13 protein-coding genes are annotated in these 15224 nt (G+C 64.1%); 4 read left to right on the forward strand and 9 right to left on the reverse strand.

Annotated features, from left to right (window positions below; all coding sequences use genetic code 11):
- Positions 1-90 precede the first annotated feature (90 nt).
- The 7 genes from SB756_RS25645 to SB756_RS25675 form a co-directional block, all read right to left on the reverse strand.
- The gene (locus SB756_RS25645) at positions 91-906 is read right to left on the reverse strand and encodes a zinc-dependent peptidase (protein WP_341797453.1); all 816 of its coding nucleotides are present in this window, start codon (positions 904-906) and stop codon (positions 91-93) included.
- A 20-nt stretch (positions 907-926) separates the two neighbouring features.
- A complete protein-coding gene (locus tag SB756_RS25650; RefSeq protein ID WP_341797454.1) occupies positions 927-1574 on the reverse strand; it encodes a DedA family protein in 648 nt (215 codons plus the stop codon).
- Positions 1575-1838: 264 nt separating this feature from the next.
- On the reverse strand, positions 1839-2297 hold the full coding sequence (locus SB756_RS25655; RefSeq protein ID WP_341797455.1) for a GNAT family N-acetyltransferase: 459 nt from the start codon (positions 2295-2297) through the stop codon (positions 1839-1841).
- A gap of 108 nt (positions 2298-2405) precedes the next feature.
- Entirely contained in the window at positions 2406-3224 is an 819-nt protein-coding gene (gene eutC, locus SB756_RS25660; RefSeq protein ID WP_341797456.1) for an ethanolamine ammonia-lyase subunit EutC, read from the reverse strand.
- 8 nt (positions 3225-3232) lie between these two features.
- Positions 3233-4627 (reverse strand): ethanolamine ammonia-lyase subunit EutB, encoded by a 1395-nt coding sequence (locus tag SB756_RS25665; protein ID WP_410912422.1) that lies wholly within the window; start codon positions 4625-4627, stop codon positions 3233-3235.
- A 46-nt stretch (positions 4628-4673) separates the two neighbouring features.
- The gene (gene eat / locus SB756_RS25670) at positions 4674-6122 is read right to left on the reverse strand and encodes an ethanolamine permease (protein WP_049277561.1); all 1449 of its coding nucleotides are present in this window, start codon (positions 6120-6122) and stop codon (positions 4674-4676) included.
- A 226-nt stretch (positions 6123-6348) separates the two neighbouring features.
- On the reverse strand, positions 6349-7869 hold the full coding sequence (locus SB756_RS25675; RefSeq protein WP_341797458.1) for an aldehyde dehydrogenase family protein: 1521 nt from the start codon (positions 7867-7869) through the stop codon (positions 6349-6351).
- A 255-nt stretch (positions 7870-8124) separates the two neighbouring features.
- On the opposite strand from SB756_RS25675, the gene SB756_RS25680 reads away from it, so the two are divergent.
- The 4 genes from SB756_RS25680 (at position 8125) to SB756_RS25695 (ending at position 12517) form a co-directional block, all read left to right on the forward strand.
- Complete coding sequence (locus tag SB756_RS25680) at positions 8125-10191, forward strand: sigma-54-dependent Fis family transcriptional regulator (RefSeq protein WP_410912424.1); 2067 nt, start codon at positions 8125-8127, stop codon at positions 10189-10191.
- 66 nt (positions 10192-10257) lie between these two features.
- Entirely contained in the window at positions 10258-11607 is a 1350-nt protein-coding gene (gene mpl / locus SB756_RS25685; RefSeq protein WP_234229288.1) for a UDP-N-acetylmuramate:L-alanyl-gamma-D-glutamyl-meso-diaminopimelate ligase, read from the forward strand.
- Entirely contained in the window at positions 11604-12233 is a 630-nt protein-coding gene (gene ubiX / locus SB756_RS25690) for a flavin prenyltransferase UbiX (protein WP_019472370.1), read from the forward strand. The genes mpl and ubiX overlap by 4 nt, the downstream gene beginning before the upstream one ends.
- Complete coding sequence (locus SB756_RS25695; RefSeq protein WP_049277555.1) at positions 12230-12517, forward strand: YceK/YidQ family lipoprotein; 288 nt, start codon at positions 12230-12232, stop codon at positions 12515-12517. Before ubiX ends, SB756_RS25695 begins: the two co-directional genes overlap by 4 nt.
- Positions 12518-12624: 107 nt before the next feature.
- Here SB756_RS25695 and SB756_RS25700 read toward each other — a convergent pair whose 3' ends face one another.
- Together SB756_RS25700 and SB756_RS25705 are read right to left on the reverse strand one after the other, a co-directional pair.
- A complete protein-coding gene (locus SB756_RS25700; RefSeq protein ID WP_341797460.1) occupies positions 12625-13269 on the reverse strand; it encodes an oxidoreductase in 645 nt (214 codons plus the stop codon).
- A gap of 27 nt (positions 13270-13296) precedes the next feature.
- The gene (locus tag SB756_RS25705) at positions 13297-15030 is read right to left on the reverse strand and encodes a C13 family peptidase (RefSeq protein WP_410912427.1); all 1734 of its coding nucleotides are present in this window, start codon (positions 15028-15030) and stop codon (positions 13297-13299) included.
- Positions 15031-15224: the final 194 nt, after the last annotated feature.

A 15224-nucleotide genomic window follows, 5' to 3' on the forward strand; every position in this document is an offset into this window, starting at 1 on the left:
GCAGTGCCCCCGTGTTTGACCAAAAAAGTGGCGGCGATTATAGGCACATTCTGCCGGGGCATGCCACGCCTGGCCGGATGTGCGGCCCCGTCAGGCGTGGCTTTCGCGGTACTCGGGGTGTTCGGCCTGCAGCCGAAGCAGCCGCGCCAGCGGGTCTTGCCGGTAGAACTGCGACAACTGGTGGTAGACCTGTGGATAAGCCTGATACAGCAGGTCGGGGGCACTAAAGAAGTATTCGCTGGTGACAGCAAAGAACTCCGCCGGGTTTTCCGCGGCATACGGGTCGATGGCGGTTTCGGCGTCGGGGTTGTTGTCCAGCTGGCGGTTGAGGTCGTCGTAGGCCTGCTGCATGGCCGTTGCCCACTCATCCACCGGCATGCCGCTGTGCAGCGGCGGCAGGCCGTTGGCATCGCCGTTGAGCATGTCGAGCTTGTGCGCCAGCTCATGGATGACCAGGTTGTAGGCCTCCCAGCCACCGCTGGCCAGCACGCCGTTCCAGGCCAGGATGATCGGCCCCTGTTGCCAGGCCTCGCCGCTGTGCTCGCCGTCCCACACGTGCTCCACGCCACTGGCATCGCGGTGGCGCTGGGGGCTCTTGAAATCGTCGGGGTACAGGATGATTTCGTGGAAGCCCTGGTACCAGTTCAGCTCGCCCAGGTGCAGCAGCGGCAACTGCGCCTGGGCGGCCAGCAACAGGCGCTGCTCGTCGTCGGGTTCGACACCTGGCAGGCAGGTGAGGTGCTTGTCGAGCAGGAAAAGGATGCAGGCTTCGCGCAGCCAGTGATCTTCGTCGTCGCTGATGCCGTCCAGCATGGGCAAGCGCTCGCGCACGGCCTGCCACTGCTTTGGCTCGATGGGGTAGCGCGCCAGTGCGCGCTTGCGCCGCCAGGCGCTGAACGACCACATGCCTGCTGTTCTCTAAGTGTTCAGTGAGCCTTGGCCGCACGGCCCAGGCGGCCGCGCAACAGGCCGAGGATCATCGGTACCAGCGACAGGATGATGATGCCCACCACCATCAGCGACAGGTGCTGCTTGATGAATGGCACGTTGCCGAAGAAGTAGCCCAGGGTGACCAGGCCGCCGACCCACAGGATTGAACCGGCAACGCTGAAGCCCAGGAAACGTGGGTAATGCATGTGGGCGATGCCGGCGACGAACGGTGCGAAGGTGCGCAGGATGGGCAGGAAGCGCGCCAGCGTCACGGTCTTGCCGCCATGGCGTTCATAGAACTCATGGGTGCGCTGCAGGTAGTCGCGGCGGAATATTTTCGAGTCGGGATTGTTGAACAACCGCTCGCCGGCTGTTCGGCCGATCACGTAGTTGGTGCTGTCGCCCAGGATTGCGGCAGCCATCAACAGGCCAGCCAGCAGCACCGGATCCATACCGCCACCCGCCGCTACGGCGCCGGCGATGAACAGCAGCGAGTCGCCCGGCAGGAAGGGCATTACCACCAGCCCGGTTTCGCAGAAGATCACGGTGAAAAGGATGGCGTAGATCCAGGGACCGTAATTGGTGACCAGCAGATCGAGGTAGGCATCGAGATGCAGGATAAGGTCCAACGGGTTGAAATCCATGTACAGCACCTGTGTTCTTGGGCGTAGGCTGGGTTACCTGGGGATGGGTAAATTTTCACGCATGACAGGTGGGGCATTATACGGCGAAGTGAGGATCATGCCCGGGGAGTTTGTAGCGGGGGGTTACGATAGGGACTGTTTTGTGTCAGCACCGAGCTCATGGAGCAGCCTTGCGCTGCGAAGAGGCCAGTGATGCCACAGGCAATCTCGGCCCTTTCGCAGCGCAAGGCTGCTCCTACAAATGCGGTGAACCGTTTTGACAGATCAATCCTGGCTGATGGGCAGGATGTAGCTCTTGAACTCGGTATCTTCACGAAACCCGATGGATTCGTAGGTCCTGTGCGCGACCTCATTGTTCGCGCTGGTCGACACCCGCATGCGCACGGCGTTGGTTTCCTTGGCCATTTTCTTCGCTTCACGCATCAGATGGTCGGCCACCAGCATGCGTCGCGAATCTTCGGCCACGTAGATGTCGTTGAGAATCCACACGCGCTTGAGCGACAGCGACGAGTAGCTTGGGTAGAGCTGGCAAAAGCCCATCAACTTGCTGTCGTCATCATCGGGAAGTGCCAGGTAGATCACTGATTCATCCCGCTTCAGGCGCTTTTCCAGGAAGCTGCGCGAGCTATCGGGGTAGGGGAGCTGCCCGTAGAACTCACGGTACTTGACGAACAATGGCGTGAGCAGGTCGAGGTGTTCCAGGGTTGCCTTGATGATGCGCATGTGCGGCCCTCAGAGTCCATTTAGGGAAACAGCGGAATGCCAGCGGCTTTCAAGGGCATGCTGCCCAATGCGCGTCACAAGTGCAATCCGCCTTCCGTGACATGTTGTTTACTCTTTGCCGAGCAGGAAGTTGCCTTTCTGGTTACCAGTGTGCTCACTTTCCAGGCTATGGACCTCGGCTTCATCCTTGAGATTCACTCCGGAAAGCTGCCGACGGCAGGCTTCGCGCATCAGGTACAACAGGCGGTGCGCCGCCATGCCATAGCTCAACCCCTCCAGGCGGATGTTGGAGATGCAGTTGCGGTAGGCATCGGTCAGGCCGACTTTTGGCCCGTAGGTGAAATACAGGCCAAGGCTGTCGGGGGAACTCAGCCCCGGGCGCTCGCCGATCAGCATCACGGTCATCCGTGCGCCCAGCAGTTCACCAACCTCGTCAGCCACTGCCACGCGGCCCTGCTGCACCAGCACAACCGGGGCGCTGGTCCAGCCGTCAGCGGCGGCCTGTTCCTCGAAACGGGCCAGGAACGGCAATGCGTGGCGGTGCACGGCCAGCGCCGACAGGCCATCGGCGACCACAATGGCCAGGTCGACGCCGCCGGGGTTGGCCTGTGCATGCTGGCGCAGGGTGGCAATCGACTCTTCGTCCAGGCGCCGGCCCAGGTCCGGGCGCTGCAGGTACTGGTGGCGGTCACTGGCAGCGCTGTGCAGCACCAGGCTTTCGCGCCCGCGGTCACCCAGCTGGGTAGTCAGGCCGGCATGGTCGAAGGCCAGGTGCACGGCATCGCGGGCCTGGGCATGGGCGAACTGGAAGTCCAGCTGCGCCCCGGTCGGCAGGCTGGTGCCGGCACGGCCCAGGGCGATGCGCGCCGGGGTCAGGTTGCGCAGGGCCAGCCAAGGGTTGTCGGGGGTAGGCGTGCGATGGTCCATGGTCATCCCTATGCAAGCTGTGCCAAGGCCTGGCGGAAGGCCGCTGGCAGGTTGTCACCAAAGCGCACCCGGCCATCGGCCTGGGTGAAGATGCCGGTGCGGGCCAGCCATGCCTCGAATTCCGGCCCGGGCTTCAGGCCCAGAGTCTGGCGCGCGTACAGCGCGTCGTGGAACGAGGTGGTCTGGTAGTTGAGCATGATGTCGTCGGAGCCGGGGATGCCCATGATGAAGTTGATCCCGGCCACCCCCAGCAGGGTCAGCAGGGTGTCCATGTCGTCCTGGTCGGCTTCGGCGTGGTTGGTGTAGCAGATGTCGCAGCCCATCGGCACGCCCAGCAGCTTGCCGCAGAAGTGGTCTTCCAGGCCCGCGCGGATGATCTGCTTGCCGTTGTACAAGTACTCCGGGCCGATGAAACCGACCACGGTGTTGACCAGAAACGGCTTGAAGTGGCGGGCCACGGCATAGGCGCGGGTCTCGCAGGTTTGCTGGTCGACGCCATGGTGGGCGTTGGCCGACAGAGCGCTGCCCTGGCCGGTTTCGAAATACATCAGGTTTTGCCCGAGGGTGCCGCGTTTCAGCGACAGGCCCGCTTCGTAACCCTCCTGCAACACGTTCAGGTTGATGCCAAACCCGGCGTTGGCCGCCTCGGTGCCGGCAATGGACTGGAACACCAGGTCCAGCGGCACGCCACGGTTGATCGCCTCGATCGAGGTGGTGACATGGGTCAGCACGCAGGCCTGGGTGGGGATGTCGTAGCGCTGGATGATGGCGTCGAGCATTTCCAGCAGGGCACAGATCGAGGCGATGCTGTCGGTGGCCGGGTTGATGCCGATCATCGCGTCGCCGTTGCCGTACAGCAGGCCGTCAAGAATGCTGGCGGCGATACCGGCCGGCTCGTCGGTCGGGTGGTTGGGCTGCAAGCGCGTAGACAAGCGCCCGCGCAAGCCCATGGTGCCGCGGAACCGGGTGACCACGCGAATCTTCTGCGCCACCAGCACCAGGTCCTGCACGCGCATGATCTTCGACACGGCCGCAGCCATTTCCGGTGTCAGCCCTGGCGCCAGGGCGCGCAGGCTGTCTTCATTGGCCTCTTCGCTCAGCAGCCAGTCGCGCAAGCCGCCCACGGTCAGGTGGCTGACCGGGGCGAAGGCCTGGGCATCGTGGGTGTCGATGATCAGCCGGGTGACTTCATCGGCTTCGTATGGGATCAGGGCTTCATTGAGGAAATGGGGCAGCGGGATATTGGCCAGCGCCATCTGCGCAGCGACACGCTCGCCGTCATTGCTGGCCGCGACGCCTGCCAGGAAGTCCCCCGAGCGGGCCGGGCTGGCCTTGGCCATCACGTCCTTGAGGCTGTCGAAGCGGTAGACCAGGTGGCCTACCGTGTGTACGAAACTTGCCATACAGAATCTCCAGAGCCGCGGGTTGCCCCGCGGCGGGTGGCGGCAATCAGTGCAAGGCCTCTTCGGCCTGCTGGATGGCGGCGAATTCCTCTTCCGGCGTGCCCGCGACCAGGTGGTGGCGGCTGTAGAAAGCAAAGTAGGCAATTAGTACCGCATAGATCACTGCGGCGCCAATCACCACCCGTGGGTCGACCAGGAAGCCGGCAACCACGGCGATGCACGCCAGCACCAGCGCCACACCTGAAGTGAAGATGCCACCGGGGGTGCGGTACGGGCGCTCCATCTTCGGCCGGCGGATGCGCAGGGTGATGTGCGCGGCCATCATCAGCACATAGGACAGCGTAGCGCCGAACACCGCCACCAGGATCAGCAAGTCGCCCTGGCCGGTCAGCGACAGGGCAAAGCCGATGATGCCGGGGATGATCAGGGCCAGCACCGGGGCCTTGCTTTTGTTGGTCTCCGACAGTTTGCGCGGCAGGTAGCCGGCACGGGACAGGGCAAAGATCTGCCGGGAATAGGCATAGATGATCGAGAAGAAGCTGGCGATCAGCCCGGCCAGGCCGACCAGGTTGACGAAGCCGCCCATCCAGGTGCTGCCGCCGTAGGCCTTGGACAGCGCTTCAACCAGCGGGTTGCCGGATGCCTTCAGCGCTTCGGAGCCTGCACCGCCGGGGCCGACCACCAGGATCAGCAGGGCGAAGGCCAGCAGTACCAGCATGGCGCCGATCAGGCCGCGTGGCAGGTCACGCTTGGGGTTCTTGGTTTCTTCGGCAGCCAGCGGCACGCCTTCGACGGCAAGGAAGAACCAGATGGCGTAAGGGATGGCCGCCCACACGCCGACATAGCCGAACGGCAGGAAGCTGCTGGCGCCTACTGCGTCCGTTTTGGCGATGTCGAACAGGTTGGCTGCATCAAAATGGGGCACCATGCTCACCAGGAACACCGCCAGGGCGATGGCGGCGACGGCGGTGATGATGAACATCAGTTTCAACGCTTCACCCACGCCGAAGATGTGGATGCCGATGAACACGATATAGAACGCCAGGTAGATCACCCAGCCGCCGATGCCGAACAGTGACTCGCAGTAGGCGCCGATGAACACGGCGATGGCTGCGGGCGCAATGGCGTACTCGATGAGGATTGCCGTGCCGGTCAGGAAGCCGCCCCATGGGCCGAAGGCACTGCGGGCAAAACCGTAGCCGCCGCCTGCGGTGGGGATCATCGACGACAGTTCGGCCAGCGAGAAGCACATGCACAGGTACATGGTGGCCATCAGCAAGGTGGCGAGGAACATGCCGCCCCAGCCGCCCTGGGCCAGGCCGAAGTTCCAGCCGGCATAGTCGCCGGAGATGACATAGGCCACGCCCAGGCCGACCAGCAGTACCCAGCCGGCGGCGCCTTTTTTCAGTTCACGTTGCTGGAAATAGTCCGACCCGACTTTTTCGAAGTCGACGGAAGAGCCTGCCGGCGAGCCGGCGGAATGATCGCTTGGCATAGATTCACCTGTTGTTTTTCTTGGTGGCCGGAAGGGTTCGGGCCGATGGTGATGTGTACTGCAGGAAGCGAGCCAGAGCGGTTGGTGCACGGTTGCCGCTCTGGGTTTTGTGTAGATCAGGTCCGGCCTCTTCGCGGGCTTGCCCGCTCCCACAGGTATTGCATCGGTTCTGGAACCAACGGTGAACCTGTGGGAGCGGGCGAGCCCGCGAAGGCCGCGACGCGGTTTAGAAGAAGCCCAACGGGTTGATGTCGTAGCTCACCAGCAGGTTCTTGGTCTGCTGATAGTGGTCCAGCATCATCTTGTGGGTCTCACGGCCGACGCCGGACTTCTTGTACCCGCCAAACGCCGCATGCGCCGGGTACAGGTGGTAGCAGTTGGTCCACACACGCCCGGCCTTGATCCCGCGGCCCATGCGGTAGGCACGGTTGATGTCACGGGTCCACACGCCGGCACCCAGGCCGAACTCGGTGTCGTTGGCAATCGCCAGTGCTTCGGCTTCGTCCTTGAAGGTGGTGACGCTGACCACCGGGCCAAAGATTTCTTCCTGGAACACGCGCATCTTGTTGTTGCCCTTGAGCAGGGTCGGCTGGATGTAGTAACCGGTGGCCAGCGAGCCTTCCAGTTTCTCGACCTTGCCGCCGGTCAGCAGCTCGGCGCCTTCTTCCTGGGCAATCTGCAGGTACGAGAGAATCTTCTCGAACTGCTGCTGCGAAGCCTGGGCGCCGACCATGGTGTCGGTGTCCAGCGGGTCGCCGCGCTTGATCTGCAGCACCTTCTTCATCACCACTTCCATGAACTGCGGGTAGATCGACTCCTGTACCAGGGCACGCGACGGGCAGGTGCACACCTCGCCCTGGTTGAAGAACGCCAGCACCATGCCCTCGGCAGCCTTCTCGATGAAGCTTGGCTCGGCCTGCATGATGTCTTCGAAGTACACGTTCGGCGACTTGCCGCCCAGCTCGACGGTGGACGGGATGATGTTTTCGGCCGCGCATTTCATGATGTGCGAGCCCACCGGGGTAGACCCGGTGAAGGCGATCTTGGCGATACGCTTGCTGGTGGCCAGGGCTTCACCGGCTTCGCGGCCGTAGCCTTGCACCACGTTGAGTACGCCAGGTGGCAGCAGGTCGCCGATCACTTCCAGCAGCACGGTGATGCCCAGTGGCGTCTGCTCGGCAGGCTTGAGCACCACGCAGTTACCGGCGGCCAGCGCAGGCGCCAGCTTCCAGGCCGCCATCAGGATCGGGAAGTTCCACGGAATGATCTGCCCGACGACGCCCAGCGGCTCGTGGATGTGATAAGCCACGGTGCCTTCGTTGATCTCGGCAGCGCCGCCTTCCTGGGCGCGGATGCAGCCGGCGAAGTAGCGGAAGTGATCGACGGCCAGCGGAATGTCGGCGTTGAGGGTTTCGCGGACAGGTTTGCCGTTGTCCCAGGTTTCGGTAATGGCCAGCAGCTCAAGGTTCTGCTCGATGCGGTCGGCAATCTTCAACAGCACGTTGGAGCGGTCCTGCACTGAAGTGCGGCCCCAGGCGTCGGCAGCGGCGTGGGCAGCGTCGAGCGCTTTATCGATGTCTTCGGCAGTGGAGCGGGGGAATTCGGCAATCAGTTTGCCATTCACCGGGGACGTATTCTCGAAGTACTGCCCCTGGACCGGAGCTACGAACTCGCCACCGATGTAGTTGCCGTAGCGGTTCTTGAAGGAAACCTTCGCGCCGTCGGTACCGGGATGTGCGTAACGCATGGTGTGTCTCCTGGCTGTTATGTTTGTTGAGGAGTTGAGAAGCGTAGAGCAAAGGTTGGGCCAGCGTTGGGCACCCCAGGCAAATCAATGATTTGGGTCAGTTGCCCGGCCCCGGTGAGCGGCCGTTGTGCCAGCGCCGGTACACGCGGGGGTGACACTTTGTGCCATTTGCGACACGTCACGGCAGGCTGCATTGCAAAGCCTTCCCGGGTGGAGGATGCTGATGTGACTCTCTATCTGCAGAGAACTACAACAATGCAGAGCAATCATTTCAGTCGCCATGCCCAGCAAGTCCATACCGTTGCCCATGGTGGCGCCGGGGAGGGCGGCAGTGACCCGTCCATCGCCCGCTCCTGGCTGCGTTGCCTGGAGGACTACCACCTCGACCCTGCTGTGATCGCGGCCCCGGTGGTGCTTGAGCACGGGCGCCTGCTGGAAAGCCGCGAGCGCCTGCGCCAGGTGCTGCAAATTGCCGACCCTGAAATGAACAGCCTGCACCAGCAGCTTTCCGGGGCCGGCCACGCGGTACTGCTGACCGACGCCCGCGGGGTAATCCTCAACTGCGTCAGCGCGCCCACCGAGCGGCGCAGCTTCGAGCGTGCCGGGCTGTGGCTGGGCGCCGACTGGAGCGAAGCGCGCGAGGGCACGAACGGCATCGGCACCTGCCTGGTCGAGCGCCAGGCCCTGACCATCCACCAGAACGAGCACTTTCGTGGCCGCCATACCGGCCTGACCTGTTCGGCGAGCCCGGTGTTCGACCCGCATGGCGAACTGCTGGCGGTGCTTGATGTGTCGTCGGCCCGGCCCGATGTTTCGCGCCAGAGCCAGTTCCACACCATGGCGTTGGTCAACCTTTCGGCGAAGATGATCGAAAGCTGCTATTTCCTGCGCCATTTCGAGCAGCAGTGGCTGCTGCGTTTCCACCTGCAGGCCGAGTCGGTCGGCCTGTTCAGCGAAGGGCTGCTGGCCTTCGACGGTGACGGGCGCATCTGCGCGGCCAACCAGAGCGCGCTGAACCTGCTGGGTACCGTGCGCGGTGGCGTGCTGGGCAAACCCGTGCAGCGCTTCTTTGCCTGCAGCCACGACGAGTTGTTCAACCGCGCCATGCCCGCAGGCAGTACGGTCTGGCCGCTACGCACGGTGGACGGCCGCCAGGTGTTCGCCAGCCTGCGCGGCAAGGCACGTACGCCGGTGTGGTCTGTGCCCACCGCCTACCGCCAGCCCGTGCGCGATGTGGAACCGGCCATCTGCCTGCTCGACCCGGCGTTGCACAACGATTTTCGCCGCTGCGTGCGGGTGTTCGAGCGTGACGTGCCGTTGCTGCTGCGCGGCGAAACCGGTTGTGGCAAGGAGGCGTTCGCCCAGGCCGTGCACCAGGCCAGCGAGCGGCGCGGCAAGCCGTTTGTCGCCATCAACTGCGCCTCGATCCCGGAGAGCCTGATTGAAAGCGAGCTGTTCGGTTACCGCGGTGGCAGCTTTACCGGCGCACGCAAGGAAGGCATGCGCGGCAAGCTGTTGCAGGCTGACGGCGGGACCTTGCTACTGGACGAGATCGGCGACATGCCGCTGGCCCTGCAAACCCGCCTGCTGCGGGTGCTGGAAGAGCGCCAGGTGGTGCCGATCGGGGGTGAACCGCAAGCGGTTGACGTGCGCATTGTCAGCGCTACCCACCGCCACCTGCTGGAACGGGTGGAGCAGGGCAGTTTCCGCGAGGACCTGTATTACCGCCTCAATGGCCTGGAGGTGGCGTTGCCGGCGGTGCGCGATCGCAGTGACAAGGCGCAGTTGCTGGACTTCCTGCTGCGTCAGGAGGCGCAGGGGCATCGGGTCGAGCTGGAGCCCAGTGCGCGCCAGGCGCTGCTGGACTTCACCTGGCCGGGGAACGTGCGGCAGATGCGCAATGTGCTGCGTACATTGGTAGCGCTTTGCGAAGATGCCCGAATCATGTTCTCGGATCTCCCCGCCGTCGTCCGCGAGGGCTTTGCCCTCGATCGCCGGCAAGCCAGCTCCCACCCCGACCACACTGGCTTCAAGCCATTTGTAAATCCAGGGGCCGGCTTGCCTGCGACAAGGCCAGAACCGGCGCTAGAACGCAGTTGCACCTACAGGGTAAACAGGGCTTTCGAAGCTGACGCTGCACCTGTGGGAGCTGGCTTGCCGGCGATAGGGCCGGCAGCGTTGAAAGAGGCCGAGCGCCATGCGCTGCTGGCGACCCTGGAGGCAAAACACTGGCATCTGACCCGCGTCGCCGAGCTCCTGGGCATCAGCCGCAATACCTTGTATCGAAAACTGCGCAAACACGGCATCACCAGGGCCGACTGAGCGAAACAGCGGGTGCGATTTGTCGCGCCCTGGGCTACCCTGCCTCGATGTTTTGCGAGGTCGACCATGCATATTCACATTCTCGGTATTTGCGGCACTTTCATGGGTTCGCTGGCGGTGCTGGCCAAGGAACTTGGCCATCGCGTCACCGGCTCGGACGCCAACGTCTATCCCCCGATGAGCACCCAGCTCGAAGCCCAGGGCATCGAGTTGACCCAAGGCTATGACCCAGCCCAGCTGGACCCGGCGCCAGACCTGGTGGTCATCGGCAATGCCATGTCGCGTGGCAACCCGGCCGTGGAGTACGTGCTGAACAAGGGCCTGCCTTATGTGTCCGGCCCGCAATGGCTGGCGGACCACGTGCTGCAAGGCCGCTGGGTACTGGCCGTTGCCGGCACTCATGGCAAGACCACCACCAGCAGCATGCTGGCCTGGGTGCTGGAACATGCCGGCATGAGCCCGGGCTTCCTGATTGGTGGTGTGCCGCAGAACTTCTCGGTGTCGGCGCGCCTGGGCGACACGCCGTTCTTCGTGGTCGAAGCCGATGAATACGACAGCGCCTTCTTCGACAAGCGCTCGAAGTTTGTCCACTACCACCCACGTACCGCGATCCTCAACAACCTTGAGTTCGATCATGCGGACATCTTCCCGGACCTGGCCTCGATCGAGCGGCAGTTCCACCACCTGGTGCGCACCATCCCGGGCGAAGGCCTGGTCATTCACCCCACCACCGAGCAAGCGCTGGAGCGGGTCATCGGCATGGGCTGCTGGACCCCGGTACAGACGACCGGTGAAGGTGGCCAGTGGCAGGCGCGCCTGCTCAGCCCCGACGGCTCGCGTTTCGAAGTGCTGTTCGAGGGCGAGGCGCAGGGCGTGGTGGACTGGGCAATGACTGGCCAGCACAACGTCGCCAACGCCTTGGCTACCTTGGCAGCGGCCCGCCATGTTGGCGTGGTGCCGGCCATGGGTATCGAAGGCCTGAGCGCCTTCAAGAGCGTCAAGCGGCGCATGGAAAAGGTTGCCGAAGTACAGGGCGTGACCATCTACGATGACTTCGCCCACCACCCGACCGCCATCGCCACCACCCTCGACGGCCTGCGCAAGCGCGTTGGCGAGGCGCCGGTGATTGCCGTGATCGAACCACGCTCCAACTCGATGAAGCTCGGCGCCCACCGTGACGGTTTGCCGGAAAGCGTCAACGACGCCGATCAGGTGATCTGGTACGCCCCGGCCAACCTCGGCTGGGACCTGGCTGCCACTGCGGCGAAGTGCAAGGTACCGAGCGTGGTGGCCGACAGCCTCGACGCGATCATCGAGCGGGTCAAAGGTCAGGCACGCCCGGGCACCCACGTGGTGATCATGAGCAACGGCGGCTTCGGTGGCCTGCACGGCAAGCTGGCCGAGGCCCTGAAGTGAGCGGGCCGGAACGCATCACCCTGGCCATGACGGGCGCCTCGGGCGCCCAGTATGGCCTGCGCCTGCTCGATTGCCTGGTGCGCGAGGACCGTGAGGTGCATTTCCTGATCTCCAAGGCCGCGCAACTGGTCATGGCCACCGAGACCGACGTGGTGCTGCCGGCCAAGCCCCAGGCGATGCAGGCATTCCTTACCGAATACACCGGCGCCGCCGATGGGCAGATCCGTGTGTACGGCAAGGAAGACTGGATGTCGCCGGTAGCCTCCGGCTCCGGCGCCCCGGCGGCGATGGTAGTGGTGCCCTGTTCCACCGGCACCCTGTCGGCGATTGCCACGGGGGCTTGCAACAACCTGATCGAACGCGCTGCCGACGTTACCCTCAAGGAGCGGCGCCAGCTGATCCTGGTGCCGCGCGAAGCGCCGTTTTCCACCATCCACCTGGAGAACATGCTCAAGCTGTCGCAAATGGGTGCGGTGATCCTGCCGGCTGCGCCCGGCTTCTATCACCAGCCGCAGACCATCGACGACCTGGTCGACTTTGTCGTTGCGCGCATTCTCAACCTGCTGGCCATTCCCCAGGACATGTTGCCGCGTTGGGGCGAGCACCACTTCGGGGTGGATGATTGAAGCGAGCGCTGTTGGGGGTGGCGGCGCTGGTGATGCTGGGTGGCTGCGCCACGGTGCGCACGCTGGATGCTGCAAAACCTGGGGCGCCGGTGGTGTATGCCGGTACCCGGCTGGATTTGTACGTGATCAATGGCGGGTGCTGCCCGCGCGATCATTACGGGGCTGATGCACCGGCGTATCCACGCCTGGACCTGCCTGGCAGCATGCTTCTGGATACCCTGTTGTTGCCGTTGTCATTGCTGACTGCGGCCGGTGTCGGCTTCCAGGCCACCGGCGGCCTGTGATGGCCATTTCGCGGGCTAGCCCGCTCCCACAGGATTGCGTGGTCCTCAGTTGATCACAGTACCTGTGGGAGCGGGCGTGCCCGCGAAGAGGCCCTTTCAGGAAAAGCTTATATCTTGCCCAACCTGCGAAGCTCATCCGACTCCACAATCCGCACCCCGTCTTCTTCCTCCAGCGCCAACCGCCACAAGGCCCGGGCCAAGGTACACGCCTCGATCCCCCGGTACTTGCCAGGTATCAACCTCGAAAACGGCGAAACCAGTTGTTCTGCCAGCCGTGGCTCGATCCGCTCGCCCAGCAGCAATGACGGCCGCACGATGGTCAGTTGCGGCCAGTCCTGGGCCTTGAGCGCCTCTTCCATTTCGCCCTTGACCCGGTTGTAGAAAATCGACGATTTCGGGTCGGCACCCAGCGCACTGACCACCAGCAGATGCCGCGCGCCCATCTCCCGGGCACGCTTGCTGAACGCCACTACCATGTCCAGGTCCACTGCGCGGAAGGCCGATTCGGAGCCGGCCTGTTTCAGCGTGGTGCCCAGGCAGCAGTAAGCGATATCGACCCGCCCGGCCAGCTGTGGAAGGAATACCGCCGGGTCGCCCACCGGGTTTTCCAGGTGCGGGTGCTCGGCCAGCGGCCGGCGGGTAGGCGCCAGTACGCGGGTGATGGTGGGTTCGTTGAGCAGGCGGTCCAGCAGGTGTTCACCGGTCAGGCCGGTAGCACCGGCAAGCAGGACATGCTGAGGCGTCAAATACATGATGTCTCTCCCTTGTTACACACAAGTCTAGTGGCTGCCAGGTGTTTTTGCCTGTGCCCCCACGTTGGCCTGTGCGGCGTTACGCAATGCTTCTTCGGCCTGTTGCCGGCGCAGGTGCTGCCAGTGTTCCAGTACTGCTGGCGGTGCCCACAGCTGCGGCTCCGAGGCCTCGAAGCCTTCCCTTTGTTCTCTTTCGGCAACGCTGGAGCGTGCCAGTTCAAACGCCTGTTTCAGGTCGTCGGTCTGGTTCAGTGCTTCTGCGAACAACGCATCGCCAAAGTAGGTGAAGTCGGCTTCTTCCGAGCACCCGAAGGATACGCGGTCGGCCCGGGCGGCGGTCATGATCACCGTGCGATCGTCCTTGAGCGGGGCGATGTAGCCCCCTGAATAGCAAGCCGAGATGACGATTACCTTGTCGCGGTCCTTCAATGGCGCCAGGGCAGTGGCCAGTTCGTCGGCAGAAAGGTCGGCCAGTTGCAGGCGCGGCTGGTCGAGCACCAACTGATGGTCCTGGCTGCCATGGCTGGTGAGGTAGATGAACACCAGGTCTTCGGGGCCGCTGCGTTCGGCCAGGGTACTGGCGGCGCGGGTGAGGTTCTCGCGGGTGGCCATGGGGCGGGTGGCCATGTGGTCACGGTGGTTGACCAGGGTCACCTGGCCGCGGGCGCCAAAGCGCACCTTGAGCATGTTGCTGACGTAGTCGGCTTCGCGCAGGAACACGCTTTGCTGGCCATCGCCGGCCACCACCAGGCTGTACAGCTGGATGGGCGGCGTTGAGCGCGGTACCCGGGCCAGCGTCTCTTCCAGCAGCCGGCCCTGGTTGAGCAGGGCCAGGTCCAGTGGGTCAGGTAGCAGCTTGCCTTTCTGGTCGCGTACGCGCACACCGTTGGCCCAGGTGCCACCTTCGACCTGGCCGCTTGGCAAGGTCAGCTGCCCATGGCCATGGTAGGCATCGTTCAGGAAACCGCCGACGTAGGTGCTGCCGTCGGCCAGTTGCAGGCTGCCCCGGCCCGACAGGCGCCAGTCGACGAATTCGCCCTTGTAGTGGCTGCCGTCACTGCCCAGCAGTTCGCCTTCACCCATCAGCGCGCCGTCCTTGAATTCGCCGATCCATACATCGCCATCGGCGTTTTCGTAGCGGCCCCGGCCTTCCAGGCGATTGTCCTTGAACTCACCGATGTACTGCTCGCCGTCGACGCTGTCGTACGTGCCGCTGCCTTGCAGCTGGCCGTTGACGAAGCGGCCACTGAACTGGTTGCCGCTGGCATCGCTGCGCACCCCGGCGCCGTTGGGCTTGCCCTTGGCGAACAGGCCCTGGTAGCGGCTGCCGTCGGCCAGTTCCAGCTCGCCCGCGCCATCGTACAGGTCGTCCTTGAACTGGCCGCGGTAGGTCTGGTCGGCTTGCTTGAGCGTGCCTTCGCCGTCGCGGCGGCCGTGCTTGAAGGTGCCGCCATAGTGGCTGCCCGGCGTGGTCAGGTCGCCCAGCCCCTGGAACAGCCCCTCGGCGAACTGGCCACGGTACACCTCGCCGTTCTGGCCATGCCATTCGCCCTGGCCATGCCACTGGCCGTCCTTGAAGCCGCCGGCGTACCAGCTGCCGTTGGGGTAGTCGATACGGCCCTCGCCCTGCAGCAGGCCATCAACCACCTGCCCCCGGTAACGCCCCCCGTCCGGCAGGCGTGCGTCCGGCGCAAGCAGCGATTCGCCATCGCCACAGGCGGCGAGCAGCAGGACCAGGGTAATGGGGAGCAGTGGACGCATGGCGAGGACCGGGCAATAGGTCTGCCGAGTATGACGCAGAATAAGGGGCCGAGACAGATAGGGCATAAGCAGATGAGACAACAGGCCGGCGCGGCGAGATGGCTGCGAGATGGCTGCGAGGTGAATGTCGGGGGATCGAGGGTGGGCAGACAGGCGCATGCCTTGGGTTGTTCATTGCCTGTGAGATCGAGCGC

The sequence above is a fragment of the Pseudomonas sp. SIMBA_068 genome, assembly GCF_046534705.1.
Lineage (GTDB): Bacteria > Pseudomonadota > Gammaproteobacteria > Pseudomonadales > Pseudomonadaceae > Aquipseudomonas > Aquipseudomonas putida.